22 protein-coding genes are annotated in these 26,041 nt (G+C 46.4%); 12 read left to right on the top strand and 10 right to left on the bottom strand.

Annotated features, from left to right (window positions below; genetic code table 11):
• Positions 1-125: 125 nt before the first annotated feature.
• On the top strand, positions 126-1,295 hold the full coding sequence (locus LEP1GSC061_RS00355; protein WP_016543714.1) for a tetratricopeptide repeat protein: 1,170 nt from the start codon (positions 126-128) through the stop codon (positions 1,293-1,295).
• Positions 1,296-1,297: 2 nt separating this feature from the next.
• Here LEP1GSC061_RS00355 and LEP1GSC061_RS00350 read toward each other — a convergent pair whose 3' ends face one another.
• From LEP1GSC061_RS00350 to LEP1GSC061_RS00335, 3 genes are all read right to left on the bottom strand, one after another.
• A complete protein-coding gene (locus tag LEP1GSC061_RS00350; RefSeq protein WP_016543652.1) occupies positions 1,298-2,011 on the bottom strand; it encodes a hypothetical protein in 714 nt (237 codons plus the stop codon).
• Between the two features lie 80 nt (positions 2,012-2,091).
• Positions 2,092-3,048: an outer membrane protein assembly factor BamD gene (locus LEP1GSC061_RS00345; RefSeq protein WP_052006463.1), complete on the bottom strand. Its 957-nt coding sequence runs from the start codon at positions 3,046-3,048 to the stop codon at positions 2,092-2,094.
• A gap of 203 nt (positions 3,049-3,251) precedes the next feature.
• Positions 3,252-3,806 carry a hypothetical protein gene (locus LEP1GSC061_RS00335; protein WP_156844466.1) on the bottom strand — a complete coding sequence of 185 codons (555 nt, stop codon included), beginning with the start codon at positions 3,804-3,806 and terminating at the stop codon, positions 3,252-3,254.
• Between the two features lie 407 nt (positions 3,807-4,213).
• On the opposite strand from LEP1GSC061_RS00335, the gene LEP1GSC061_RS00330 reads away from it, so the two are divergent.
• The 4 genes from LEP1GSC061_RS00330 (at position 4,214) to LEP1GSC061_RS00315 (ending at position 8,151) form a co-directional block, all read left to right on the top strand.
• On the top strand, positions 4,214-4,705 hold the full coding sequence (locus tag LEP1GSC061_RS00330; protein WP_016544171.1) for a DUF3015 family protein: 492 nt from the start codon (positions 4,214-4,216) through the stop codon (positions 4,703-4,705).
• Between the two features lie 11 nt (positions 4,706-4,716).
• Positions 4,717-5,193 carry a DUF3015 family protein gene (locus tag LEP1GSC061_RS00325; RefSeq protein WP_016543799.1) on the top strand — a complete coding sequence of 159 codons (477 nt, stop codon included), beginning with the start codon at positions 4,717-4,719 and terminating at the stop codon, positions 5,191-5,193.
• 101 nt (positions 5,194-5,294) lie between these two features.
• Complete coding sequence (locus LEP1GSC061_RS00320; protein WP_016543851.1) at positions 5,295-7,319, top strand: Lnb N-terminal periplasmic domain-containing protein; 2,025 nt, start codon at positions 5,295-5,297, stop codon at positions 7,317-7,319.
• Positions 7,285-8,151: an alpha/beta hydrolase gene (locus LEP1GSC061_RS00315; protein WP_040507484.1), complete on the top strand. Its 867-nt coding sequence runs from the start codon at positions 7,285-7,287 to the stop codon at positions 8,149-8,151. The genes LEP1GSC061_RS00320 and LEP1GSC061_RS00315 overlap by 35 nt, the downstream gene beginning before the upstream one ends.
• Here the strand turns inward: LEP1GSC061_RS00315 and LEP1GSC061_RS00310 are convergent.
• Entirely contained in the window at positions 8,138-8,593 is a 456-nt protein-coding gene (locus LEP1GSC061_RS00310; protein ID WP_232218337.1) for a hypothetical protein, read from the bottom strand. The two genes, LEP1GSC061_RS00315 and LEP1GSC061_RS00310, sit on opposite strands and share 14 nt — an antisense overlap.
• 70 nt (positions 8,594-8,663) lie before the next feature.
• On the opposite strand from LEP1GSC061_RS00310, the gene LEP1GSC061_RS00305 reads away from it, so the two are divergent.
• The 6 genes from LEP1GSC061_RS00305 (at position 8,664) to LEP1GSC061_RS00280 (ending at position 15,997) form a co-directional block, all read left to right on the top strand.
• Entirely contained in the window at positions 8,664-9,107 is a 444-nt protein-coding gene (locus tag LEP1GSC061_RS00305; protein ID WP_016543493.1) for a hypothetical protein, read from the top strand.
• Between the two features lie 14 nt (positions 9,108-9,121).
• Entirely contained in the window at positions 9,122-10,462 is a 1,341-nt protein-coding gene (locus LEP1GSC061_RS00300) for a class I SAM-dependent RNA methyltransferase (RefSeq protein WP_016543503.1), read from the top strand.
• A 59-nt stretch (positions 10,463-10,521) separates the two neighbouring features.
• Positions 10,522-11,643, top strand: a complete 1,122-nt coding sequence (locus tag LEP1GSC061_RS00295) for a SpoIID/LytB domain-containing protein (protein WP_016543671.1) — start codon at positions 10,522-10,524, stop codon at positions 11,641-11,643.
• Between the two features lie 155 nt (positions 11,644-11,798).
• Positions 11,799-12,506 (top strand): ABC transporter ATP-binding protein, encoded by a 708-nt coding sequence (locus LEP1GSC061_RS00290; protein WP_016543762.1) that lies wholly within the window; start codon positions 11,799-11,801, stop codon positions 12,504-12,506.
• A complete protein-coding gene (locus LEP1GSC061_RS00285) occupies positions 12,503-15,007 on the top strand; it encodes an ABC transporter permease (RefSeq protein WP_016543367.1) in 2,505 nt (834 codons plus the stop codon). The genes LEP1GSC061_RS00290 and LEP1GSC061_RS00285 overlap by 4 nt, the downstream gene beginning before the upstream one ends.
• A gap of 48 nt (positions 15,008-15,055) precedes the next feature.
• Positions 15,056-15,997, top strand: coding sequence for a hypothetical protein (locus tag LEP1GSC061_RS00280; RefSeq protein ID WP_016543394.1), 942 nt, complete (start codon positions 15,056-15,058; stop codon positions 15,995-15,997).
• A gap of 2 nt (positions 15,998-15,999) precedes the next feature.
• Here LEP1GSC061_RS00280 and LEP1GSC061_RS00275 read toward each other — a convergent pair whose 3' ends face one another.
• Together LEP1GSC061_RS00275 and pyrE are read right to left on the bottom strand one after the other, a co-directional pair.
• Positions 16,000-16,710, bottom strand: a complete 711-nt coding sequence (locus LEP1GSC061_RS00275) for a hypothetical protein (protein ID WP_016543433.1) — start codon at positions 16,708-16,710, stop codon at positions 16,000-16,002.
• A 4-nt stretch (positions 16,711-16,714) separates the two neighbouring features.
• A complete protein-coding gene (gene pyrE, locus LEP1GSC061_RS00270; protein ID WP_040507828.1) occupies positions 16,715-17,272 on the bottom strand; it encodes an orotate phosphoribosyltransferase in 558 nt (185 codons plus the stop codon).
• Positions 17,273-17,413: 141 nt separating this feature from the next.
• On the opposite strand from pyrE, the gene LEP1GSC061_RS00265 reads away from it, so the two are divergent.
• The gene (locus tag LEP1GSC061_RS00265) at positions 17,414-18,499 is read left to right on the top strand and encodes an acyl-CoA desaturase (RefSeq protein ID WP_016544073.1); all 1,086 of its coding nucleotides are present in this window, start codon (positions 17,414-17,416) and stop codon (positions 18,497-18,499) included.
• A gap of 90 nt (positions 18,500-18,589) precedes the next feature.
• Here LEP1GSC061_RS00265 and LEP1GSC061_RS00260 read toward each other — a convergent pair whose 3' ends face one another.
• The 4 genes from LEP1GSC061_RS00260 to LEP1GSC061_RS00245 all read right to left on the bottom strand — a co-directional run bounded on the left by LEP1GSC061_RS00260 (position 18,590) and on the right by LEP1GSC061_RS00245 (position 25,856).
• On the bottom strand, positions 18,590-19,498 hold the full coding sequence (locus LEP1GSC061_RS00260; RefSeq protein ID WP_016543757.1) for a transglutaminase family protein: 909 nt from the start codon (positions 19,496-19,498) through the stop codon (positions 18,590-18,592).
• A complete protein-coding gene (locus LEP1GSC061_RS00255; RefSeq protein WP_040507476.1) occupies positions 19,491-22,004 on the bottom strand; it encodes a circularly permuted type 2 ATP-grasp protein in 2,514 nt (837 codons plus the stop codon). Before LEP1GSC061_RS00255 ends, LEP1GSC061_RS00260 begins: the two co-directional genes overlap by 8 nt.
• 208 nt (positions 22,005-22,212) lie before the next feature.
• Entirely contained in the window at positions 22,213-24,621 is a 2,409-nt protein-coding gene (locus tag LEP1GSC061_RS00250) for a TonB-dependent receptor family protein (RefSeq protein ID WP_016543523.1), read from the bottom strand.
• On the bottom strand, positions 24,621-25,856 hold the full coding sequence (locus LEP1GSC061_RS00245; RefSeq protein ID WP_016543664.1) for an imelysin family protein: 1,236 nt from the start codon (positions 25,854-25,856) through the stop codon (positions 24,621-24,623). Before LEP1GSC061_RS00245 ends, LEP1GSC061_RS00250 begins: the two co-directional genes overlap by 1 nt.
• Positions 25,857-26,041: the final 185 nt, after the last annotated feature.

Raw genomic sequence — 26,041 nt, 5'->3', positions numbered from 1 at the left:
TTATAAAATTTCCGATGGTTTAAAAAGATGGGACCTGTGTTCGTCAAAGCCGCGGAGTATTCCGGATCTGTCTCCAGAGACCGGTCCGAGTTCCAAAAGCCCGATTTAAAAGGAAGGCTCTTGTAATGCGACTCACACTTTCCGTTTGGTTCTTTTTAGTTATTTGCACTATAAAATCCGTCCTGGCCTTGAGTTCAACCTTTTCTTGGGAAGAGCTAATCCAGCAGGCCGCCGAAGAGGCCGCAAGAGGTAGATACCAGCAAGCTTTAGAAAAGTTACAAATCGCGGATGAAACCGGAGAGCGTCGGGACTACCGTTACTACTGGATTCTGGGAAGAGCCCAGTTAGGTAAGGGAGAAGAACTCGAAGCTCTCAAAAGCTTCGAAACAAGCGTTCGTCTAGAGCCGGACCAACCCAAACTTCTTAGGGAGATGACCGACCTCTACGACTCTCTCCGCTTTCCGGACAAGGCTCTCGAGACGGCAAGAGTCGTTCTCGCCAAGGATCCTTCCGACAGAAACCTACGATACAGGGCCATGCTCTGGTCTTCACGTGTCGGTAATTTAGAATACTACCGTGCGGCATTGAGAGAATTGGAATCCGACAATCCTTATCTAGCGGAAGAACGGGCTTTATTGGAAGAAATCTCCGAGATGCAAAAATCCGGAAAGATCGACGAGTCCTTGGAAAGATGCAAAAGATTCCTCCCCTATTTTCCCAGAAACAGAAATCTACACCGCCTATGTATCCTTTCCTACAAAGCCAAAGGCGGAAGCCTTTACGAAGAAGGACTCATACAAAGGGCGACCATCTTTCGAGACGAACCTATCTACTATCATATTCTAAGTATGGAATATTTGGACCAAAGAAGATTTCCGGAATCTGCGGCTTTAGCAAGAAGAGCTCTTTTACTCGCGCTAAAAAAGACTCCCTTTCCGGATAAGGATTATCTTTTACCTCTGCGCAGATCCTACATCCAGAACGGTTCCGATTCGGGAATACAGGCGACCGAACTCTTGGAGGAAATCATACAAAAGAGAAAGACGCTCGGAATAGAAGAATGGGACGCTCTCCTCAAACATTCTTCCTTTAATTGGGAAGTACTAGCATTCGCTCTAAAAGCGATTTCCGAATCCGAAACGGAAGAAAATGCGGACGCAATCTCCCACGAATGGAAGGAAGCTTATAAAAACCAGAAAGGCCAGGAACTCGAAAGAGATCTCTCTCGGTTCGCCGGCCCATTCGTATTGGATCCCAGTTTCGATTATTATTTGGAGAATATTCGGTCTTACTGATCCTAACGCCCCGGAAGAGTATCCACGGTTCTATACAATAGATGTTTTTCGTTGGAAGAGAACATCGGCCCCCAAAGAGTGAAAATCCATCCGAACCAATGCTTGAGCTTAGGAGGAGAATGATCCGTCATTTTGGTTTCTTTTCCTTGGGGATCATAACGAGAGACCTCTATCTTGAAAGTTTCCTCTACATAACCGGGGACGATAAGTAGACTGAAATAAGGAAGATAGCTAGGCCAATCCGAAGTCTTTTCGAATTCCAATAGTCTTATCATTATCACATTCTTAAAGACTCCCTTAGGATACTCCTGAGAAAGCTGAGGAATGGATTCCACGGGTTTATACTCGAAAGGCTCCTCGGATCCGACATCATATTTACGCAATAGATTCGTCGGAAAATTCATGATGGCTTTCTTTTTCTTCCTAGGATAGAATTCTGAGAAATCGAAATATTTCTCGTCTCTTGCGAATTCCACCGGGTACCATCCCGGCGCCCAGGTTTTGCAAGTTTCCGGTCCGGGCTGACAGATTTCGGACTTATCTTTTTCGCCGCAGATCTGAACACAGGCTTTTCCTCGGATCAAAAATATGAGCCGTTCTTTAGGAGAATCCTTAGACAAGGGCTCCGGAAATTTTCCACCGCTGGTATATGAAAACAAACAGGCTTGGAAGAGCTGAGTAATCGTTAAAAGAAAGAATAATTTGGATCTTAACATTTAATTTGCCGGAAATAAAAAAGGCTTTAAGGGGATAAACCACCTTAAAGCCCTCAAGAAATTAGCCAAGGGCTAAATTCTTATTTCTTTCCTTTTCCTTTAGCGGGAGTCGCAGCGGGTGCTGCAGGAGCTTCGCTTAGAGTAGGATATTGTTTCTTATATTCCGCCAAAGAAACTTCGTCGAAATCTTTCAGAGTTTCGGTGAATGTCTTCAGGTTTTGCTTTTGAAGATCGGTATAGATCAATCTACGAGTAGTTGCATAGTCGTCGTTCATTGGATCGTAAAGAACCAAACCTGCGAGGAAGTCTACGATTTCCACGGGATGGTATTCTACTTCGGCTCCGACAAATACAAATCCGACTTTCGCACCGACTCCCCAATAATCTCTGTATTCTTGGTACAGGTTATGAGAAGGAGTATGGAACCAAAGAGCTCTGGTGGTATAATCCAAACCGCCGGTCCCGATTCTTGCTCCTGCAACCGCAGTCGCTCCGATCGGACCTATTGCTAGATCAAAGCTTGCTTCGGATTTCATACCGATATTTTTCTTTTGGAACCAGCCGAGTCCTCCCACGGTTCCGGTATAAATAACCGCCTGAACCGCGCGAGTTACCCAAACTCCCCCACCGATCTGAGGTCCGACGTTTAGGTCAACGGAAACCTGATCGATGATGTCGAAAATACGATCCGGAATGTACCAAGCGATTTTTTCTCCGGTAGAAGCTTCCACTTTCGCACGATTGGATTTATTGAATCCAAGTAATCCGTGAGCTTCGACAGCTTCTTTTTGTTCCGGGGAGAGGGCATTGTAGATAGCAAGTGCTTTCGTGTCAGTAGGGTGCAGTTGCAGAACGGTTGCCACTAATTTAGCGGCCTCCTCTCCTTTTCCTTCCTTCTGAAGAGCTTCCGCTTCAGCTAATAGATATTTCGCAGAGTTATTTAGTCCGCGGTAATCAGGGGTAGAGGAACAATTTGAGCCGAGGGCTGCAATTAAACCGACTACCACGAGAAATGACGTTAAACGTTTCAATTTCACAAGTCTCCTTTAAAAAATTCTTAGATACGTGCGAGCGTACCGAAGTCCATTCTTTTTTGGATATATTCTCGAAATCTCCTGATCCGGCCATTTTTTTGGGAACCAAATCTTTTTTTTCGGGTTGGAAAAAGAAAAAAACCGGACAAGAAAAGACGGATTTGTAACTTTCTCCCCTCCCTCACTTGGGATATGCGCTCTTTCCTTTAACGCAGACTGGCAGTCAGATTTTCCACGTGTTTTAGTTTAATATCGTTAAACAGCTTTCGATACTGCTCTTCCCCGAAATATTCGTAGGAAGTCCCGGATACTATGGATCTGATTTCCAGAGGAGGCTTTTTGGCGTCCGGATAACGTAGAGTTAGAATCGCCGTGGAATTGATCTCCACGGTAGTCGGAAAAAGAAAATATCCGACAATTGCGAGTAGTATGAAAGGAAGCTTAATGGCATGATTCGTGGCTCGAATTTCCGCCAACTCCAAGTCTCCGTAAATCACATTCGATTGCATCCCTCCGTAAGGAATCGATTCTTCCCAGATTACGGTCTTAAAGGAACCGGAATCGTTCAGTTCTTTAACCAGAGCCTTGAAGCGATTCGTAGTTTCCTTTCCGCGAAAAAAATCCTCCTCGAAGCTTACCGTTTGGGATTTGACCTGGTTCCCCATTCTTAAACTTACATGCGAATTGGTAAAATCGGCCGGAGGATCCAAGGGCTGAGGCTGGGTGATATTCTCGTTCATTTCCACTCCCGGACGAAACATTCGATTCGTTCCGAGGCTTCGGCAAGACGATAATGTAAGAATCAGAAAAGCAAGAATCCATAATATGATTTTCGAAAACACTTTGGTCATTCCATAAACCTTTGCAAATAAATCGTCGGAATCCCTTTTTAAGAAAGGGAGCAATATCGCTCTCCTCGATCTTCTAACCGTGATCGCGTGAATGAAAATTTCGCTCGTTTCTTAATCCGATAAAATCCGACAGAAGACGCCATTTTCACGTCATCTCTACAAGGAATTCCGCTAAAAGAAACTACCTATTTAGTGGTAGGAGTCGGTCAATTATTTACGAAATCGCAATTTTTCGCATCATTTCCCGCTCATATTTCTAGTTGACATGTGCCTCCTTTGGAATTTTATATTTTCCAACCAAAAGGAGAGGTTCGCCTATGAAAAAACAACTTCTAGCAATTTCGCTAGTTACGTTAATTGGCCTATCTGCGGGAACTTCCGTCTCTGCCGCCGACTACGGTGTCGCAGGTTGCGGATTAGGGTCCATACTGATCAAGGAAAACAAAGCAGGTCTGCAAATTCTAGCTTTGACTCTGAATGCAACCGGTATCCAAACCTTCGGAATTACCACGGGAACTTCCGGATGCACTACCGACGGGTTGGTACATAACCAAAAGGCTCAAGAAGTCTTCGTATCTCTGAACTTCGATTCTTTGGAGCAGGATATGGCTAAAGGCAAGGGAGAGAAATTAGACGCTCTTTCCGGTCTTCTGGGATGCTCCGCAGAGGGAACGACACAACTAGGTGCGTTGACTAAATCCAATTACGGAAATCTTTTCCGGGAAGAAACGACTCCTTCTTCGCTCTTAAGCGCGGTAAAAGACGGAATCAAGAACGATGCGACTTTAGCTCGCAGCTGTAAATTCTAAGGAGATACACAATGAAAAAAATATTCGCATTATCTCTATTCGTCACCCTGTTCTCGATTCCTACTTATGTTTCGGCTAAGTATGGAGCAGCCGGCTGCGGACTCGGATCCATCGTGATCTCCGAAAACAAAAAGGTCCACCAAGTCGTGGCCGTTACCGTAAACGCGACCGTCTACAACCAACTTTTCGGTATCACTACCGGAACCCTGGGTTGCGAGACTAGCGGTTTCGCTCAAAAAGAAGTGGAACAACAGATCTTCGTTCACCTGAACTACCAGTCTCTGGAGCAGGAGTTTGCTAAAGGATCCGGAGAAAAAATGGAGGCTTTCGCGTCTCTCATGGGTTGCTCCGACGCGGCTACTTTCGGCAAAGTCGGAAAAGAGAAGTTCGCTTCCCTATTCGACCAAAACGGTCCGGACGCATTCCTGGAAAAAATGAGATCCGAAGTTGCTTCCAACTCGGCTCTGGCTTCCAGCTGCAAAATCTAATAGAAGTTAGACGAGTATTGTCGGCTTTACCCTTCTTCCCTAAAGGGAAGGAGGGTCTTATTCTCCCCTTGAAATTTTCTTAAGAACCACCCCGCAATCATTTGAGAACGAGATTCTTACCGCTCTTTATTCTGCTCATTCTCCCTTTTTTCGATAATGAAATCCTAGGCTCCGAACCGGAAGCTCTCGCCGATTATAAAGCGAAGGCGGAATCCAAAAAGCTCTGGGAGGAAAGGTATTGGAATCTCTTAGGTCATTATACCAAATCTACCCTCGGAAATTGGGAAAGCGAAGCGGATTCCCCCAGCTTCTTTCTTTCTCCCGAAGGTAAGAAGAATCGAAAGGAAGAATTAATGGCGACCCTAGAAGGGATCCTTACGCCTAGTTCTCCTTCGAATCCGGAGGATAAGAATTGGATGCATCCGGTATGTAAATATCCGGAAAGAACCGAATGGTTGAAAAAGGAACTCTCCATTTCGGAATCCGACCTGGCTCCTGCGGATTGCACCCGCTTTCAAAATTGGTTTTCCGCTCTACGTCCCAAATCCGCCAAGATCATATTCGCTTCTTATTTTATGAACGCTCCGGCTTCCATCTTCGGACATACTTTGTTAAAGCTGGATTCCGACCATCCCGACCGAAAGGAAATCCTGGAATACGCGGTCAATTATGCGGCCAATGCGGATCCATCTTCTACGAACGCGATAACGTATTCCATCTTAGGACTATTGGGCGGATATCCGGGAACCTTTTCCATATTCCCCTATTACATCAAGATAGGAGAATACAACGACGTGGAAAGCAGGGATCTCTGGGAATACGAACTCAACCTGGAAAAACCGGAAGTGGAAAGAATGGTACGCCACTTATGGGAACTGGGCTCCGCGAGTTTCGACTATTATTTCTTAGACGAGAATTGTTCCTACCATCTGCTTTCTCTTTTGGAGGTTGCAAGACCTTCTCTTCATCTGAGAGACAAGGCGCCTTTCGTAATTCCTGGAGACACGGTAAAAAAATACGTGGAGGACGCGCATCTGGTCAAAGAAATCAATTATCGTCCTTCCATACGCAGCAAGATCCTGCAAAGGACTAGGATCATGAACGAAACGGAATTAGAACTTTATAAAAGCATGATTCAGAAGGGGGACGTTTCACCCCTTTTAGACAAGAAACCGGACCCCGAAATACGCTCCACTCTTCTCACGGATACGATGTTGGACACATTTCGTTTTCGAAAAGCGGAGGGAGAAGAATTCGAAAACCAATCCGCTTCGTATCGAAAATTACTACTGCTCAGAAGCGCCTTGGGTTCCGATTACTCCGAACCTACGGAAAGGACCACCCAGAGTCCTCATATAGGCCACGGTAGCTCGGCCGTTTACAACGAAGTGGGAACTTCCAGTTTAGGAAACTTTTTGGGTTTCGGATATAGGGCGGCCATCCACGATCTATTGAATACGGATGCGGGTTACGTTCCCAATTCTTCCGTGAATTATTTTTCCTTTAAGGCAAGATATTACCAAGACAATAAGAAATTACATTTGGAGGAATTCCATCTAATCCAGCTCTTGTCTCTGACTCCCTATAATTCCCTGGGAAAGTCCCTCTCTTATTTCGTGGATTCTGGTGCGGATTCCTCCGTCTACGAAAAGAATCGGGACAGGGAGAGGGACGCTCTCAGAAGCGCTGCGTTCCTGCAACCTGGGGATTGGTCCTATTCCCTTTTTCGTTTCGAGGAGAATGCCAGAAACGATCGCTTCGAAAGAATCACGAATGCGAATCTGGAAGCCACGGGAGGTTATAGTTTCCAGGACGAATTTACGGGAGGAGCTAAACGGTTTCTATTCTCCGCCCAGGCCGGCTTCAAGGCCAGATACAACGGCAAATACGACACTTTCGCGAACGTCGCTCCCCAAGCGGCGACATATTGGATAGCGAATTTCGATTCCTGGAAAGCGGTATTCTCATTACATTATTATGTTTTTTCAATATATGGCGTTCGGGACGATTATAAGGCTCAATTCGGGCTAAGATACGCGTTCGGACGGGACCATGAAATCAGATTCGAAGCAAAATCGCAAAGGAATTATAATGAGGCAACACTCTCTTACGTTCTTCAGTTTTAGCATACTCATATCGGTATTTCTGATAGGCTGTTCCAGCATGCTGTATCAGCCTAGCCCTCAGATTTTCTTTCCACCGGAAAAATTGGGTTATAATCCAGAAAAGATCCGACTCAAAATGAAGGACGGGGTCTCGGTGAACGTATGGATCTTCCGACCCAAATCCTCTCCACCTAAGGCGAGCATCCTGCAATTTCACGGAAACGGGGAGAATATGTCGAGCCATTACGTGAGCCTGGTTTGGCTGGTGGAAAAAGGATACGAACTGATCACCTGGGACTATAGAGGCTACGGAGAATCGGAAGGAGAACCGGACAAATTAGATATTCATAATGATTCCCTCGAGATATTGGAATTCGCAAAAAATAGGGCCTCTAAAAACAAAATCCCTTGGATCGTATACGGACAAAGCCTGGGGGGAGCGATATCAATCCGTGCCCTAGGAGACATGAAAGACAAGGAGGGATTATTACTCGTAGTAGGAGACGGGACCTTTGCATCCTACTCCGGCGTCGCGAAATCCATCGCAGATCGACTGTTTTTCTTTCCGATCGGTTATTTGGTTTGGGCGTTCTTTCCGAACGGCCTAAGTCCTCAGGAAACGGTATCGGAACTTCCTCCCATCCGTCTATTCCTGGTTCATGGAACGAACGATAAGGTGGTATCTTTTCCGAACGGAATGGAGTTGTTCGAGAAGGCTAAGGATCCCAAGATATTTTGGGAGATCAAAGGAGCCGGACATATGGATTGGCTGGGCCTAGGTCGTAGCGAAGGAGCCAAGAATTTTCTGAGATATCTGGACTCCCTAGTCGCCGCGAATCCTATTTCTCAGTGATACTATACATTCTACTTTCTGCGAGTAGAAATCTAAGAGCCGCTTCCGTATCCAACTCGCTTATGAATAATTCAGGGAGACTCAAAGGACCGTTATCGTAAAGTCTTATGCTCAAGAAACTCCTCTGGCCATCTTTGAGCAGGAAAATCTTATCCATATCCCTGCATTTCAAAGAATAGAATCCGGGAGTCAGTTCAAGCACACTGAATTCTCCGGAATCCAGGTCCCATTCTTTTAATCGGATTCTTTTTCCCTCCCGAAACGATCCTTCGAATTTATCCAGACTGACTCGGAAAGAGAATACGGACTGGGCGGGTTCGATGGGACGCAAAACGTATAGAAGGCTCCCCTTTTCCTTGGCTTCTCTCAATCGATCGAATTTCGAAGTGGTAGTGCAGAATGAAAAGGTCCCGAACAAAAAAAGAGCCAGGAACGCCCGCATGTATGGGACAAAAAATCTAGTAGCCCCTTGACGACTCCGGGTAAAATTGTCCTTAGATCGAGGATTTTCCATGAATATTGAGTTCACCCCCGAGCAGTACGAAACCTTGTTAAAATCCATCGCGATCTCCAGTTGGATGATCAACGCATTCAACGAGGGAGACGAGGAATTGAACAGCTATGCGGAACTCGAGCAATACATTCTTTCCTTCGCCAAGGATTTTGGGAAGCAGGAATTCGTGGACTACGATGCGGCCGACGATATCTTCTATCCGACTCGCAAATTCGAAGACCAGACGGATATATTCGATATTATCTCCGATTACGATAACGAACTTTTCTGGGACGAGCTAATACACCGCATGGCAAGACGGGATTTCCTACAGGAATACGGGGAAACAGGAGTGGCGGGCATGGCGATCGAGGAAAGAATCGAGAAAGAAGCCCCTTATATCAGTAAATACGAAGAAATCTTCACCAATCAGGGCCTGGAAAATATTGAGATCCGCTCCTAAGCAGATCCTTACCCATGTTCGATAGAGAGCCAGACGGTCGAGTAACCGTTGAGACCCTTCTTCCCAACCTGAGAGGGGTCGGAATATTAGGAAAAAAGAAATTAGAGATCCCTTATGCCTTGCCGGGAGACGTTTACGACGTCTATAAATTCGGAAAAAGAAAATTCTTCTATAAATGGAATCCCGTCGACCTTAAAGAAAGAAGCGCTATTCCTTCATGCCCCAAATTCGGAGAATGCGGAGGTTGTTCAGGGCAACACCTTCCCTATTCCGAACAATTCCGTTTAAAATCGGATCCGGTACTTAGCGAACTGAGTCTCTTAAGTAAAACGGGAGGATCCTCCCCCGCTTCCGGATCTTACGGCTATCGAAACAGAATGGATTTTGTGGTGTTTCCGAACCGAATCGTCGGATTGCGCATGGCCGGAAACTTCCGAAGGATCGTAGACCTGGAATCCTGCTCCATACAATCGGACTGGGCCAACGAGGAAATGCGAATTTTGCCATCGGTTCTAAAGACCTTTCCCGAATTGGAATACGATCGAAAGAAGGAAACTGGTTATCTCAAATACGTCACTCTCAGAAAATCCGTCTTTACGGAAGATTCCATGACGATCTTCACTTTTACCGAAGATTTTAGAAATAGCCCTGAACTTTCCAGATTCACGGAAGAAATTCCGAAAATATCTACCGCAAAAAATATCGTTCTTTGCTTCAACCGCAGAAAAGGGGAGATCTCCGCCTCCGGAGAAGCTTTCGCTGCCAAAGGAAATTTGTTTCTGGAAGAGAAAATAGAAACTAGGACTTTTAAGATTCCTTTCGACGGTTTCTTTCAACCCAATCCAAGGGAATTCTTAACGATACTGGACTTCATTCGAAAACGACTGGAGCCTTCGGAAACTTTGGTGGATCTTTTCTGCGGGAGCGGATTCTTCTCTTTGCTCTTCGGCAAGGACTTTCCTCATATTTTAGGAATCGATATCGTTCCCTCCTCCGTCTCTGCCGGAGAGGAAACATTGGCTCGCGAGTTTCCGGACAAGAAAATAGAATATTCCGCATTCGATCTATTTCATAAAAAAGGGATCCTTAAAATGGAATCCGCCTCTCTTCCTTGGAAGGATTCCGTATTGATCGCGGATCCGCCCAGAAGCGGCTTATCTCCGGAGCTATGCGAATTTCTGAATCGGAACCCTGTCCGGCAATTATTCTACGTATCTTGCAATCCGTATAATCTGATCCGAGATACCAAATTACTGGAAGAATCCTACGTTCTGGAGGACTTTCTTCTTTGCGATCCGTTTCCCCAGACCCCTCATATGGAAGCAGTGGCCTATTTTTCTCCCAAAAAACGCTGAAGCGAATTTTCGAAACCCTCGATACTAGTATCCAAAGGGGAAAACTCCGCGTAGGCGCCATGAAACGAACCAAACTATTACTCTTTTTCTTTCTGATTCTCGCAACCTGGGGTTGCAATACGGTCATCATCAAACCTTGGAATCCGGCTCATGCAGTAAAAGCTACCGAGAAAATCCGGGTATTTTTAGGAAAGGCGGAATCGGACCTCCTATTGAAAGCGGACGGAGTCATATACGTTTATGATGTGAACGATCTTCTGATCAAGAGAGCTTACGATTCCGTTTCCCTGGACGCAAAACGTCTGAAGGCTCCGATCCGTTTCGTTTCCGAAAACCCGGGCTTAGAGTATAAGGGAAGAAAAATGAGAGGAGAAATTCTACTCCAACCGGATAAAAACGGATCTGTTCTTATCATCAATCGAGTTCCTCTGGAAGAATATCTATTCGCCGTGGTACCTTCCGAAGTTCCTTCTTCTTGGCCGACGGAAGCCTTAAAAGCGCAATCCATCTGTTCCCGTACGTATGCGGTTCGTGAAATGTTGAATAAGAAAGACGCAGCCTACGACGTGGAAGCGACCGTGAATTCCCAAGCGTATGCAGGGATGGACAAGGAAAATCCGAGAACCACCGCAGCGGTTCGGGATACCGAAGGAGTACTCGCAGTTTACGACGAGGATCCCATCCATATGTTCTTTCATTCGAATAGCGGAGGAAGAACCGAAACTCCCGACCAAGTATGGGGAGGAAAGCGTCTACCTTATCTGGAATCCGTGCCTTCCAAGTTCGACGAAGCGGGAGACAATTTCGTTTGGAAAGAGAGTCTCACTCAGGATAGAATGGACTCCGTTCTCTCCTCTTTAGGAGTAGGCTCGGTGCAATCGGTTCAGGTTCTTTCCAGAACTCCTTCCGGTAGAGTGGATTTGTTGGAAGTGATCGGAAAACAAGGCACAAGCAAAATCAAAGGAAAAGAATTCAGAAGCCTATTCGGAGCCACGGTGAAATCCCTTCGCTTCGGAATCAAAAGAGACCAAGACGGATTCTTGATCAAGGGAATGGGTTCCGGACACGGAGTGGGCTTAAGCCAGTGGGGAAGTTTCGGAATGGCAAAACAGAATTATAACTACGCGGATATTATCCGTCACTATTACCAAGGAATCGAATTCGCAAGAATTACCAGATAGAAAATTCCAATCCCTAAGATCCTACCTAGATTTCTCTGATATCCTTTCCTCCTTGTAGGAGGAAAGGTTTTCCCACAAACTAAACGAAGCACTAAGGTCTAGGTGAGAATTCCTTCTTTTCCTTGCCATTCTCCCCTCATTTCGAAAATGGATGCATGTCGCATCCGGCCAGCAGAATCATTATCCGTAATTTGACAAAAACCTACAAAACCGGAAAACAATCCGTTTCCGTTTTGAAAGGAATCGATCTGGATGTGGCGGATACGTTTCTCACTCTAATGGGACCTTCCGGGTCCGGCAAATCCACCTTTCTGAATATTCTATCCGGAATCGACCAAGCGGACTCGGGAGAGGTCTGGGTGGGAGGCAGAAACATCGCGGAGTTCTCCGAAGAGGAACTTACCGAATACAGGAGAAGGGATACGGGAATCATATTCCAATTTTTTCATCTTCTTCCCTATCTCAGCGCGATGGAAAACGTGGCCCTCCCCCTTTATATTTCCGGGATGGGAAAAAAGGCGGCGAGGGAGCTAGCCCAAAACGCATTAGAAAAAGTGGATCTTTCTCATAGGCTCCGGCATAAACCCGACGAGTTGTCCGGAGGAGAACAGCAAAGGGTCGCAATCGCAAGAGCGATCGCTAAATCCCCTCGAATCATCCTAGCGGACGAGCCTACTGGAAATCTGGATACGTATCATGCGGCGAAAATTTTGGAACTCCTACTTAGCCTGCAGGAAAAGGAAAAATTCTCCCTATTCGTCGTGACCCACGACGGTGGAATCGGAGAAAAAGGAAAGATTCGTCTGAAAATGAAAGACGGTCTTATTCTTCCCGAAGGAAATCCGGCTTTCAGCGTATCATGAATCTGTACGTTCTTTTTCTTTACGAATATTTTAAGACCCATCTTCCCCGATTCGTATTCGCGCTCCTAGGAATCGCGCTGGGCGTCGGTTTATTCTTATCCACGACCACAAATGCGCATAAAGCGGAAAAATCACTCGTGGATTTCTCTATGGGATATCTGAAAGGGGATTTTAATCTGAAGATTTCCTCACCCCAACCGGGACAGGGCTTGGACTGGAATATTCTCTCCAAATTCTACTCGGAGCCTAAGTTCAGACATATTAAAATCGCTCGTCCCAGAATCCAAAGGGAGGGAATTTCCTCCGACAATCTAAGAGTTTTATACTTTGGATTGGATCTGACGAAAGACGGATTTGCATCCAAAGAAAAAGTTCCTACAGCGGACAAGCGCTCCCCTTTAGAGAAAACGTTCGTTTCTAAATCCCTGGCGGACAGATTCGGCGGAGCCTCCTTCACTCTTCTATTCGGAAAGAAAAGAATCGAATTCAGAGATTACGAGCCCGTGGATGTGGAAGGAGGATACCTCGTATTCGAGGATATCTCCCTTGCTAGCGAAAGAATCCCCGGGATTACCGGACCCGATTATTTTCTAATCCGAAGCGAGAAATCGGATCTAAAGGAAGTTAAGAACGAATTTGTTTCGGAATTCGGATCCAATCTTAAGATAGAAACCGCAGACGAGATCCGGGAAAGATCGGCGAACGCTCTTCGTTCTTTCCAGTTGAATCTTCTCATTATCTCTTTTATTTCCCTACTCATAGCGTTCTTCATGGTATCGAATACAATGTCCGGTTTGTTCCTAAGCAGAGAAAAAGAATTGGGGATCCTCAGAACTTTAGGTTTGAGCGTAAAAGGTTCCATTCTTCTTTTCTTAAGCCAATCCGTTGTATTGGGAATCTTAGGGACCGTTTTGGGTTTATTCCTAGGAGTGTATTTTTCCGGATTGGATTTCTTTCGCCCGGAATCGGGGCTCGTGGATAAGAATCTACTCTCCACCTATAATTCCATCTCTCCACTGGACCTGGGACTCGCCGCAGCATTGGGAATTTTAGGCTCTATTCTATCCGCGGTCTATCCGGCAGTAAGAGCAGGTAAAGTTCCCCCACTCTCCATTCTGAGAGAAATCCAAAAAGAGAAAAGTAAAACCTCGAACGGGAAAATGGCCGTCTGGGGATTCGTCTTATTTCTGGTCTCCTTGTGTATAGCGAACCTACCTTCTCCCTGGAAACTGCCTCTTTTCGGTTTGGCGGGAGTAGGAGGTATCGTAATCGGAATTACATTCGCTTTTCCTTATATTCTTTCCGTCTTAAGCGGGTTCATAGTCCGGATTCTGGACGGAACGGACAAGGGCCTTCCCTTCCTGAAGATAGGCATGGAGGAATTGAAGGAAAATCCGGGCAGAAACACTCTGACCGCTGCGACGGTAATGCTCGCGGTTTCTTTGGTGCTATGCCTGACCGTCCTAACGGATAGTTATAAGAAATCCCTGAACGATTGGGTGGATTCCGAATATCCTTCCGACTTTACGATCATAAACGATCGTTATTTTCATTCCGGTATCCATGGAGGAGTTCCTACCGATCTGCCGAATCGGATACGAAAATTAGGCATCAGTTCCTACCTGGACGGCTTTTTGGTAAATACCCAATTCGAGACGGACAGAGGCGAATTTACGGTACACGCCTACGATTTTTCCGTTTATGCAAATAAGCCGGAAAGAATCGAGAACTCCGTCCAAGGACCTACCGACATATTAATTTCTTCGAATATGGCCTATCTACAGAATCTGAAAGTCGGAGACTTGTTAGCCTCCCAAACTCCTAAGGGAAGAATCGAGTTCAGAATCCGCGGAATCAAGGAGCATTTTTTCTCGGAAAGGGGAACCGTAATGATGGATATTCGCTCTTACGGAAAATTTTTCGATATCGATACTTTGAACTCCATCAAACTCTTTCTAAATAAGGAATATTCGGGAAAGGAGGGAATTGCCAGGGCAAAGGAAATACTCGATTCCTTCTTGGGATCCGATCCGGAATTAGCCGACCTGAATCTTCTGGATTCCTACGAATTGAGACAGATCTATCTCTACGAGATCAATAAGGTTTTCCAAGTTTTGGATTCCCTAAAGGCCACTGCGATTTTTATCTCTCTCATTTCCCTTCTTTCCTCTCTCATTCACACCCTCTATGATAAGCGCAGGATCCTCGGCTTATTGAAATATTTAGGCGCATCGACTGGACAGTTAGGAACCATTCTGAAATCCGAAGCGATTTTTCTAACGAGCCTCGGCGCCTTATTAGGCATCGTATCCTCCCTGATACTATCTCCGATCATTTTATACGTGGTAAATAAGAACGCGTTCGGTTGGACCCTGACATTCTCCTTTCAACCGGAAATTCCAAGCCTCATCCTAGTCTCGGCGCCGATCATCGGTTGGATTTCCTCCGTCTATCCTCTGTTTATCTTGAGAAAAATGAGCTTTCAGCTCAGTCCCGAGTAAAGAAAACTATCTTGATTCCCAGTCGGGGGGAGCATAACCTATTCTTCGATGGCCACACCCCTTGAAATCGCCTTGGAACTCGCCGAGGAAATCAAGAAAATCAACCAACAGGAAGACAATCGGATCCCTTCTTCCGACACTTTTCTAAAGGATATGATGGCCTTCTACTCCAGGGAGGCCAGTGATATCCGTCAATCCCTAGAACTTCTACGTGAGGCGAGATATATTTTCATCATCAAAATCGTTTTGCCGGAATCGTCCAAAAATTCCAGGGACCAGGACCAAGGAGTGGACGCGTACGTTTACGCGGATCTGAAAATCGTGAACGATCTGAAAGGATTCGCGGAAAAGAAATTAGAAAAGGCCTACGAGGCCACCTATTACAAGAGAAAGTCCCCCTTTCAAATCACTAGAGAATTATTTCCTAAAATCAAAGAGCATAATAATACCCCTCTAGGTAGATTCATCAATATCGCGGTGATGCTCGAGGAATACCAAAGGGTTCTTACCGCGGCGCCCAACGAATATGAGGAAAACCGCAAGCGGAACCTTCTGTCCGAATTATTGGAGAAAGCTGGGACTCCCGTCGCAGTCGCAAGAGATATTCCCGATTATGAATTAGGTCCGCTAGGTGGGGGCAGCGCTTCTTCCATGAAAAGAGCCGCGGATGTGGTTTCTTCCAGCGAAGTCGCCTTAAATCCCAAAAGTCCCTGGTCTAGGCTCACGTCCAAATTCTCGGTGGAGTTCCTGGTGAGGATCCATCTTAGGAAATACGAATTCGATACGGTTCGAAAACTGATTCTGAGCGGGAAGCTTACCAACTTCGAAGATTTAAAATTCATACGTGATAGCATCCAGAAAATGGAATCCCATATTCATCTAGATCCGCTTCTCTCCGGCTACACTATGGATATGACGGAATTGCGAAGACTCGCTCAAAAGAAAATGAATATACTGAAAGGAATCACAAACTCCGGTTCTATCGGTTGATTCTAAATCCAACCCATATAGTGCACTACCAAAGCGACGAGAAGCACGACTAGGATAAAGATATATCTTTTTCTGGCGGAATAGCCGGTATCCATTCTGTCCTTTGGAAAATACAATAGAAAGAGCAAAGCGTTCGCGACAAATACAATAAATACCGCATCCTGCTTTTCCTTCCAAAAACCGGTGGTATAAGCGATGGCCGCACCGATGGAAGGAAGAAAGGCCAGAAGGGATTTCCAGGTAAGAATCCTAGTATCTTCCTGAAATACCTTCACTTGCTTTCCCGAATTTTTCTCCAATTGGGAAACGAATTCGTCCATATTCTCCAGATTCAAAAGTGGTATATAGGTTCCTTGCTTGGTAAGAAGAAGGATCCGATCGTATCCACGGAAACTATCCTTCTCGATCCCCTCCAGATCCTTCAGGTCCACTTCCATACATTGGCCCTTGGCGTTCCATTGTTTCAGTAGCCTTCCGTCTATCTCTACCTTGGCTCCGTCCAGGATCTTCAATTGTCTCGTATAATTTTTCACGAGAAGAAGTAGAAGAACCCCTCCTAAGAAAAGATAGGTGGTAAGAAAGGATTCTCTCTTATCCGCCTCGACCTGAACGAGACTCACTCCTATAAAAATGAGAAAAACGAGAACTACCAATCCTGTTCGGATCAATAGCTTTTTCTTAAAAACGGGGGAATCGTATTTGAATACGGACATGATCTTATTCCAAGTTGCCGAATTCGGATTTCTTGAAGATAGGGAAAACCCGAATCCCTTCGGCTTCTATGGCTTCCCTTCCTCCTTCCTCCCGATCCAGAATACAGACGCAGGCGTTCACTTCCAGTCCGGCGTCGCGTAAACTTTTAATCGCCTGAAGAGTGGAGGCACCTGTGGTAACCACGTCGTCCACAACCACACAGGATTTGACCGCGTTCACACCGCCTTCCACCAGGTTTTTGGTCCCGTGATCCTTTGCCTGTTTTCTCACGATCAAAGGAAACACGTTCTTATTTTGCCTTCTGGATTCCAAAGCCACTCCATAGCAAATCGGATCGGCTCCCATCGTAAGCCCTCCGAAAGCTTCGGCCCCTTCCAATCCGGCGGCAGGAAGATGCTTTTCTACGATATATTTGCAGAGTAATTCCAATCTCTCCGGATGCAGTGTGATTTCCTTACAATTGAAATAATGCCTGGATTTCTTACCGCTCGCGAGAGTAAACGGCTCTTCCCGATAACGATACGCGTGGTTTTGAACGAGTTTGAATAATTCGGTTCGCAAGATTATGGCTCCCAAAAACGAAACTTTTCGTCTTCCAATCCCATTTTCCCCGAAGAACCGAACGAGAAAACGGTTTTTTTTGCAACCAGAACTGCGGGTTTCGCTCTTATTCAGCAAAAGACCACCACCGGGATTACCGATATGGAACAAACGAAAAAGAAATTAGCATTGAAGACGACCATCTTCCTATTTGCCACTCCCATCATTGGAGTGATTGGCACGGGATGGCTCATCCTCACCCGAGGAATTCCTTTAAATACCTGGCTCGCCTACCTATTTATGACGGCGGCGACCGGATTAGCGATCACAGGGGGATACCACCGTTTATTCTCCCATAGAGCATACAAGGCCTCCTTTCCGGTCCGCCTTTTCTACGTTCTGTTCGGAGCGGCAGCTTTCCAACAATCCATCATCGAATGGAGTTCCGATCATAGAATCCACCACCGTTATGTGGATAAGGAAGAGGATCCCTATGCGATTACGAAAGGATTCTGGTATGCGCATATTCTTTGGCTCTTCGAAAACAGAGACCACAGGACTCCGGTCAACGTAAACGATCTTTACGAAGATAAACTGGTCAAATTCCAGGACGACTATTATTATCCGATTGCAATCTTCATGGGCTTTATTTTCCCGATTCTTCTTTGCTCCCTTTGGGGCGACGCTTTGGGAGGACTGCTGCTCGTGGGATCTCTAAGGATCGCAGTCAACCACCATATGACCTTTTTCATTAACTCCTTGGCTCATTACAAAGGAGCACAACCTTTCTCGGACAAACATACCGCGAAAGACAATTGGATTATCGCCCTTTTCACTTTCGGAGAAGGATACCATAATTTCCATCACGAGTTCCAAGCGGATTACAGAAACGGAATCCGTTGGTTCGATTACGATCCTACCAAATGGTTGATCAATACATTCGCCTTCTTAGGACTCGCAAGCGATCGTAAGACTATTTCCGAAGAGCAGATTCTTAGAAAGAAAATGGTCATGGATGAAAAGCGCCTTCGTGACAAATTGGAATCCAAATCCGCCGTCGTAAGCAAAGGATTCGAGGAAAGATTGGAATCGCTTCGTCAATCCGTCCAGGAAAGCCAACAAAGATTCCTCGATCTCAAGGCTTCACAAGAAGGAAAGAAAGCGGTGAAAGAAGCCGAGTCGGATTACAAGGTTGCGTTACGCACTTGGAAACGCTTCGTCTCCGGAGACCTGACTCAAGCGGCTTAACTCGCAGTCATAAAACCTGAACCCATTACTCGCCCTCCGAAAGGAGGGCTTTTTTATTTTAGGAAGGTAAGAATAAGAAATCGAAAAATTTTAAATATGACCCGCGATGGCGTGTGGATCGTCCCCCATCTGGGAAACATCCACTTCCACTTTCAGTTTATGCTTTCCTCCTCCGAAAAGAATTCCTTTCAAAGGGGAAACGTCGGAGAAATCCCTCCCCAGGGAGGTATTCACGTATTCTTCTGTGATCGCCTTTCCGTTCGTAGGATCGAAATCCAACCAACCAAGTCCAGGCGCATATACTGAAATCCAGGCATGGGTCGCATCGCTCCCCCTCAGTTTCGGCTTACCGGGAGGAGGATAGGTCTCGATATAACCCGAAACATATCTGCAAGGGAGTCCGAGAGAACGAAATGCGGCTATGGATAGATGGGTAAAGTCCTGGCAGACTCCCTCCTTCTTTTCCAAAACCTCGTCCAAGGGAGTGTATATATTCGTACTACCCGCCTTGAATTTGAAGTCCTCCCGGAATCGCCTCACGTATCGCAGAACTGCTTCCTCGTAAGGGATATCCATGGGTAGATATTGGATCAGGAAATTTCGGTAAACGCTGGAGCGCCCCACAAAGGGAGAATCCCCCACGAATTCCAACGCTTCCAGGGTTTCCTTTTCCGTAGGAGATTTCAATTTCTCTAATATTTGAGAAGCGGTTACCGATCTGTCTCCGGATTTTTTTTCCGGTTCGAAAGTGGTCACCTTGGCTTCCGCGGTCACGGAAAGCACGGTATGAGGCGTCTCGACCGCGAAAGAATAAACCGTATTTCCGAAATAATCCTTTCTAAATTCCGTAAGCTTCGGCTTAGGCAAAATACTGATCTTCAATTCTCTGCAGATCTGTCTATCGTTGGAATCCGGACAGAGATGAGCCAGATTCAGGCAATGCGAAACCTGCTTCTCGTAGGTATAATGAGTGAGATGTCGGATGGAATACTCAGCCATAAGGGCCTCCCAGGCGAACCTGATTTTCCACATAGCGGAAATATTTGCGTGCCACCGCGTCGGAAACTCCCTTCAGTCGATCCAGGATATCCGTAAGCCATCTGCGAAGTCCTCCCGCAGGATCCGCGTATTCAAAAATGCGTTTGGCGTCTTCTTCCCGGAATCGAACCAATAGATCCGAGAGAAGCGCGATCTCCTCAGAAATCTCTTCCTGGCCTGCGGAGGAGAATAACGTATTTTCGCTGAGTCTCTCCAACTGGAAGGCAAGAGAGCGAGGGTTACTCTCGTCAAAGAGTAGGATATCCAACACGGATTCCGCTTCGATTCTATATTTATATCGCCTACGGTAGGTTATGCGAATATCGTTCACGTTCAATAGACTTTCGAACATGCTCTTATTATAAAGTGTCGTTCTTTCCATCGCGGAAAGTATGAGGCGAGCCAAAAATTGCGCCCTCTCCAAACGTTTTCCCATATCCAAGAAGAAATAGCCGGTTTCACGGCTCATACTCTCGTTGGCAAGACCCGATAACGAAGCGAAGAGATTCACCAATTTTTGGAGATACTCCAGAACCTCGTCGTAGGTGGAATTCATAGGAGATTCCGATTCCAATCTGGAAATCAGATATCTTGTATCGTCCGAAATTCTATCCCTCACAGCCTTCGTGGATCCGGCAAAGAAATTCAGATCGTGGCGGATACTACCGGAAGCGTGAGGAGAAGTCGCCATCAAAAATACCTTCTCCCTTACTGAGTCCAGGCTCTCCTGGCCGTTTTGTTCCAAATAATTCAGGTTCAATCCGGAAAGCTGGTCCACTATGGAAAGTAGAGAAGAATATTGTTCCTTCTCGTAGGTTTCCTCCGCTTCCAGTATCTTATTCACCGTTTCGCGTAAGAGTCGTGCCATATTCTCCGCGCGTTCCGCATAACGTCCCATCCAGAACATATTGTCTGCGACGCGGCTCGGAATACCGGAGCCTTTCCGTTTGATCGGAATCCGACCGACCTGTCCGGGTAGGAGAGAGAATTCTTTCTTCTCCTCCGAAGCGAGAATCCAAAGATCCTTGGAGATGGCTCCCCTCTGGTTGGTAACGATGAGTTCGTCCGGCTTGGGAGAAACTCGAACGAGTCCTCCGGGCATAGTGGTATAACCGTTTTCGGAAAGACAAACGAAAGTACGAAGCACGGACTTACCGACCAGAAGTTCCTCGGAATCTCCGGAGAAAAGAGGACAAGTGGAGCCGGTTAGAATTTCTTGTGCCACATAACGCTCCGGTCTTGCCCGAACCTTGGCTCTCCATTCTTCCCTCTCCGATTGGCTCAACTGGGAAAGGAATACGGAAGGATCCATTGGAGAGCGAATCGCGGGTTTGAGAACGTACTTGTTCGGATTGGAAAACACTTCCTCCCTGGAAGCCTCGCTACCCAGCCAATGAGTGGGAACATTCGGAAGAATCAAATCCTCTCCCAAATAGAATTTGGACAAAGAAGGAAGAAACGCGTGTATGGCCCTGTTTTCCAGAAACCCCGATCCGATAGGATTCGCTACCGCCACGGTGCCCGCTCGGACCGCTCCTAAAATTCCGGGAACACCTAGAAGCGAATCTCCCTTTAATTCCAGGGGATCCATGTACCAATCGTCGACTCTTCGGAAGATCACATCCACTTGTTGCAGACCTTCCACTGTCTTGATAAAGACCTTATTGTCCCGTACGGTAAGATCCTCCGACTGCGCCAAAGTGAATCCAAGATACCCCGCTAAATACGCATGCTCGAAATAGGTCTCGTTACTAGGTCCGGGGGTAAGAAGAATGATGAGAGGTTCTCTGTCCCGATTCGAAGAGAACGAGTATAGAGTCTTACGAAGCGCCCTGAAATACAGTGCCACTCTATGAACTTGAGAATCTCGATAAAGAGAGGGAAAAATTCTAGAGAGAACGATCCGATTCTCCAACGCATATCCGGAACCGGAAGGAGCCTGAACCCGATCTCCGATCACATAAAAATTTCCGGACTGGTCCCGACTGATATCCGTGGCAAGGAACGCCAATCGAAAGCTTGTGAAATCGTAAACTGGAGCGCAGGCTCGTAAAAAACCTCCGGATTGGAATAGTATCTCGTGAGGAATTTTTCTCTCGTATAGGAGTCGACGCGCTCCGTACACATCCTTTAAGATTTCATTAAGTAGTTCCGCTCTTTGGGAGAGTCCCCTTTCTACCCCGTCCCATTCCTTACTATCCATGAGTAAGGGAAATAGATCCAATCCCCAGACACGTTCTCTCTCGTCTCCGTAAACGTTATAGGTTACACCGGTCTCTTGTAGAATGCGGAGACTATCTTCCTTTCTGCGTCTTAGTTCCGCGGAACCCAAATGATTCAAAGAGCGCAAAAGAAATTCGTATTTTTCACGAGCTTGGCCTTCGGGAAGGCAAACTTCATCGTAAATCCCGGTAGAAGGACGGTATCCGGAAAGTAAATTGGCGGTTTGGGAAGCTCTCTGGTTCATCTTCCGGGAGTCATTCTCTCTTGCGGGTGGATTTTTTCCATCCTTTCGAAAGATTCTACGGAGTTTTTGCTCAAAATTCAAACAAGAAAATCGCCCCTCGCTTAAACCTTGGGCTTTAAGCTCCCGGAAATTTTTTCCGAGAGCTTCGACATTTTGCCTAGAAACTAGAAATTTTTTAGAAAGGAGAAGCGTGCGATTCTCCCATGACTCAATCTATTTTTAGAGTCGCTCCGATATTGATCTGACGATACGGTCCTTGCTGGATTCCGACAGGTAATCTTCCCGAAATATAGACCCGATCTTCTAAGTTCTTTCCGTTCACGAAAATGGACCATTTTCCTCCAGGCAATTCGTACCCGAAGTCCGCGTTCCAAATTCCGTAAGCGGGAACCATCCCTTGGCTTCCATCGGTGCTTTGGTTTTTTGTGTTTTGCAAGTCGGAGTATTGTTTATCGAAGTATTGGTATTCTATTCTTGCGTAGAATCCTTGTGGACTCTTCACTCCGATCGCACCTATGAAAGTATGCATAGGAACATAGGGTAAATAATTTCCGTTCGTGTTCACTTTGATGAGATTCCCCGTGGAATTCACAGCAAACTGAGCCTGGTTTGTGACGGATACTGTACCATCCGGATTCTGCACGGTTCCCACGGGAACATAGGTAGTGGAGATCGCCTTTGTATAAGAATACGTCAGCTCCAAAGGAATTTCCCATCTGGATTCGGCGAATTTTCCGAAATCGAACACGAAGCTACTTTCCACTCCTCGGTTCACGGATCTTCCCGCGTTGATCGGAACCGCACCTATCCCCGAGCCGGCTTCGTTCGTATTCACGATTTGATTGGAGAAAAATAATGCATAAGTACTCACCTGGGTATAGAAATAACGGGTGATGTTTCCCCTGAATCCGGTCTCGTAATTATTGGATCTCTCCGCGCTTAATTTATATCCCAGTCCCAAAGCTGGATTCTGGACCGTGGAGAATGTAGGAGGAGAGAATGCGGTATGCGCCCCTGCGAACCACATGAATTTTTCGGTAATATCGAAGGTCATCCCTAATCCGGGAAGAAGCACCTTGGTATAGGATTCGCTCGCTTCGTTTACTAAAATGGAATCTCCTACTACGGATGCGTTTCCCTTCGCGACATCGCTTGCGGTCGCAAGCCTCCTATGAGTGTATACTCCCTGGAAGATATGCTCGTAACGCACTCCCGGAATCACCTTAAACTTTTCGGTGAGTTTGATTGCGTCCTGGATATAGGTGGCGTAGGCCCGAGCGTTACGATTCTGTTGTTGGGTGGTAAGCCCGTCGCTCATCGTAGGATAAGGAAATACGTTATTCGCCGCATTTACCGTTTCGTAATGCGCCCTCATACCCACCGCGATCTCATGCTCCAGACCGAAGGTATTGAACTTACCTTCCAGTTTGGTTTCCAAGCCCCCCGTTCTAAAGAAAGAATGCCGGTTCGGAGTGGAATTCAACATATAGATCACGTCTCCCGGCTGGTTCCCGAAGAGCTCGGGAGCATAGACTCCGAAAGCGTTTGCAGGAGGACGGGAAGCGAATCCGAACTCGGTGGCGTTATTATAAGAATAGGACTCTTGCTTAAACCGGAAGCCCACATTGGTCCAATAGGCCCGAGTGATCATTTTCCAATTATCGTTGAAGGTATGATCGTGTCCGATTACCGCTGCCTGTCTTTCTATGGATTTATGGTCGTAGCGTGCAGGATTGATTCTAGGATTCTTCCAATACAATCCTTGGGTTAATCCCAAATAAGTAGCCTGGGAATCCTGTTGGTAACTCTGGTATTTTAGAAAAACGGAATCTTTATCGCCGATCTTCTGCATTAATTTCAGATTCAGATCGTTCACTTGGAAACCTTGGTAATCCCTAAAACCGTTCCCTTGGTTGTGCAGGTAGGAGATATCGTAGGCGGTATTCGTGTTCTTAACGGTTCCTCCGTATTGGAGTAGACTGGACGCATAACCGTTCATCCCACCTATGACCTTCATATTCAGGGTGGGTTTTTCCGGAGGTTTACGAGTCACATAATTCACGATACCACCCAAAGTGGTGGGTCCGAAAAGAATGGAACCCGACCCCTTTACGACCTCCACTCTTTCCATTCGATCTATATGAGGGATAAAATAGGACTCCGGTTGTCCGTAAGCGCTTAAGGAAGTGAAGACCCCGTCCTCTAAGATGAGAGTTTTTCTGGATTCCTCGTTACTTACTCCTCGAAAGGCGATATTCGGAGTAAGTCCCACGGCATCCTGATAACGAATCGTCGCTCCGGGAACCCTACGCAAGGCCTCCATGGAATCTATGGGATTCGTTTCTTTCAGGATCTTTTTGCCGATCACATTCGCGGAGCCGGGAATCTTTTTTAGATCGTCTTCTTTGGCTCCGATCACGTTGATCTGACCGCTTTCCAGAAATCTCCTTCGCTTTTCCACCAAAGGATCCTCGGACTTCTCGCCCTCTTTTTTTTCGGAATCCGTTTTAGATGCGTCTTTCTCCTCTCCCCCGTTCGGTTGGGGAGATAGAAGGAAGATCGGAGTGAAGAGTAAGAATAAGAAGACTAGGAACCGGATATTTTTTCGCACGAACATCAGTCCCCGTCTCCTCCCGGGCCGCCGGAAACAGGACTCGTTCCGATCAATGCAGCCAATTCAACATTCAAAATATTTAATATTTCTCCGAGATCCGCCACGGTCGTTTTTAGATTCGGTACGTTCGTCCAGCCTGTGGAATTCAAAGCGGTTAAATCCGTTTCCACTGCGGTGATCTTTTGCAAAATCTCGGTATCCAAAGCGGGGCTATAGAATTTCACATAATCGGAAAGTCCGGCGCCGGTTCCGTTTCCGGTATAGACCGCCTTGAACGCGGACAAATTATCCGACAAATTCTGGAAGGAATTCGCGGAGAATCGAGACTCGGCTCGTTCCAAATCCTGCACGGATCCGTTTCCACCGGCAGCGAGCCCCGCAGGAATCTCCAGCCTTCCGTCCTTCATCGCGGTGAGTAACTGGATGGTCCCGCCATATATAGCATCCAAAGCCGCCGTGGAAGATGAGAATGCGGTTCCCGCAGCCAATTGGTCTCCGTAGGGAGAAGCGGCTCCGCTATCCCAAAGATCCGTCATGGCGTGCACATTCACTTTGTATTGGTTCACCATGGCGCGAAGTAGAAGAAGACGAGAGCTGGAATTTTGCTGCAAGGACGTGCAATCCGGATCGGTTCCTCGAGAAGGATCCGCTTGGCTGAAAGCGAGATATTCGATTCCTACGATTCCTTTGGAGTCCTTGGGTAGAGGACCCGAAACCGGATCCACATACAATGCCGCCTGCCCCGCATTTCCGACGAACTGATCGATCAGGTCCATATCGTCTGCCACGGGAGGAGTCTCGGAGATATAAGAGAATGGAAAAGAATCCACCTTAGCATACGGCCCCACAGCCGGTCCGAACTGAAACATCTCCACCTTTTTCAAGGCGGCGATATTCTGCTTCCAGGTGTTTTGGAATTGGGAGACAGTAACGGAGCCGCAGAGATTATCCGCATCCGATTTCAAGGAGTCCGCCTTCGTAGCCAGATCCTGGTACAGAGGAGGAATCACATTTTTTCCCATATTTTCCAAAAAACTGCGAGGATCGAAGGAGTTGAACATTCGATAGAGAAAGCCGTTGATCGCGGAAGACGAGGAGGCTTCGTTTTTAGGAGAACAGGATAGAAAAAGAACCGTCCCGAAGAACAGTAATAAGAATGAAAGAATGGAAACCAAAAATCGCTTCTTTAGGGAAGAAGAGTCGGCACTTCCCTGCCATTTTGGATGATTTTGTCGCATAATTGCCCCGAAAGAATTAGGCTCTGTAATTCAGAATCAGAATTATTTTCAGTGAGCCCATTGCAACTGTTTTTGAGAGAGCGTCTCATTCTTTATACTGAGAAAAGTCAAGGGATTCCGCAAATGCAATCGGAGCAATCGAATTGGAATGATTCTATTTCTAATCGAAATCGATTCGGGCAGGA

Origin of the sequence: Leptospira wolffii serovar Khorat str. Khorat-H2 (assembly GCF_000306115.2) — a bacterium.
Taxonomy (GTDB): Bacteria; Spirochaetota; Leptospiria; order Leptospirales; family Leptospiraceae; genus Leptospira_B; species Leptospira_B wolffii.
This window is presented reverse-complemented; position numbering and strand designations above follow the sequence as displayed.

Coding starts and splice junctions, on each gene's coding strand:
- LEP1GSC061_RS00355 (WP_016543714.1), top strand. CDS start 126: ATGCGACTCACACTTTCCGTTTGGTTCTTTTTAGTTATTTGCACTATA.
- LEP1GSC061_RS00350 (WP_016543652.1), bottom strand. CDS start 2,011: ATGTTAAGATCCAAATTATTCTTTCTTTTAACGATTACTCAGCTCTTC.
- LEP1GSC061_RS00335 (WP_156844466.1), bottom strand. CDS start 3,806: ATGTTTCGTCCGGGAGTGGAAATGAACGAGAATATCACCCAGCCTCAG.
- LEP1GSC061_RS00330 (WP_016544171.1), top strand. CDS start 4,214: ATGAAAAAACAACTTCTAGCAATTTCGCTAGTTACGTTAATTGGCCTA.
- LEP1GSC061_RS00325 (WP_016543799.1), top strand. CDS start 4,717: ATGAAAAAAATATTCGCATTATCTCTATTCGTCACCCTGTTCTCGATT.
- LEP1GSC061_RS00315 (WP_040507484.1), top strand. CDS start 7,285: ATGAGGCAACACTCTCTTACGTTCTTCAGTTTTAGCATACTCATATCG.
- LEP1GSC061_RS00310 (WP_232218337.1), bottom strand. CDS start 8,593: ATGCGGGCGTTCCTGGCTCTTTTTTTGTTCGGGACCTTTTCATTCTGC.
- LEP1GSC061_RS00305 (WP_016543493.1), top strand. CDS start 8,664: ATGAATATTGAGTTCACCCCCGAGCAGTACGAAACCTTGTTAAAATCC.
- LEP1GSC061_RS00300 (WP_016543503.1), top strand. CDS start 9,122: ATGTTCGATAGAGAGCCAGACGGTCGAGTAACCGTTGAGACCCTTCTT.
- LEP1GSC061_RS00295 (WP_016543671.1), top strand. CDS start 10,522: ATGAAACGAACCAAACTATTACTCTTTTTCTTTCTGATTCTCGCAACC.
- LEP1GSC061_RS00290 (WP_016543762.1), top strand. CDS start 11,799: ATGTCGCATCCGGCCAGCAGAATCATTATCCGTAATTTGACAAAAACC.
- LEP1GSC061_RS00285 (WP_016543367.1), top strand. CDS start 12,503: ATGAATCTGTACGTTCTTTTTCTTTACGAATATTTTAAGACCCATCTT.
- LEP1GSC061_RS00280 (WP_016543394.1), top strand. CDS start 15,056: ATGGCCACACCCCTTGAAATCGCCTTGGAACTCGCCGAGGAAATCAAG.
- LEP1GSC061_RS00275 (WP_016543433.1), bottom strand. CDS start 16,710: ATGTCCGTATTCAAATACGATTCCCCCGTTTTTAAGAAAAAGCTATTG.
- LEP1GSC061_RS00265 (WP_016544073.1), top strand. CDS start 17,414: ATGGAACAAACGAAAAAGAAATTAGCATTGAAGACGACCATCTTCCTA.
- LEP1GSC061_RS00260 (WP_016543757.1), bottom strand. CDS start 19,498: ATGGCTGAGTATTCCATCCGACATCTCACTCATTATACCTACGAGAAG.
- LEP1GSC061_RS00255 (WP_040507476.1), bottom strand. CDS start 22,004: ATGAACCAGAGAGCTTCCCAAACCGCCAATTTACTTTCCGGATACCGT.
- LEP1GSC061_RS00250 (WP_016543523.1), bottom strand. CDS start 24,621: ATGTTCGTGCGAAAAAATATCCGGTTCCTAGTCTTCTTATTCTTACTC.
- LEP1GSC061_RS00245 (WP_016543664.1), bottom strand. CDS start 25,856: ATGCGACAAAATCATCCAAAATGGCAGGGAAGTGCCGACTCTTCTTCC.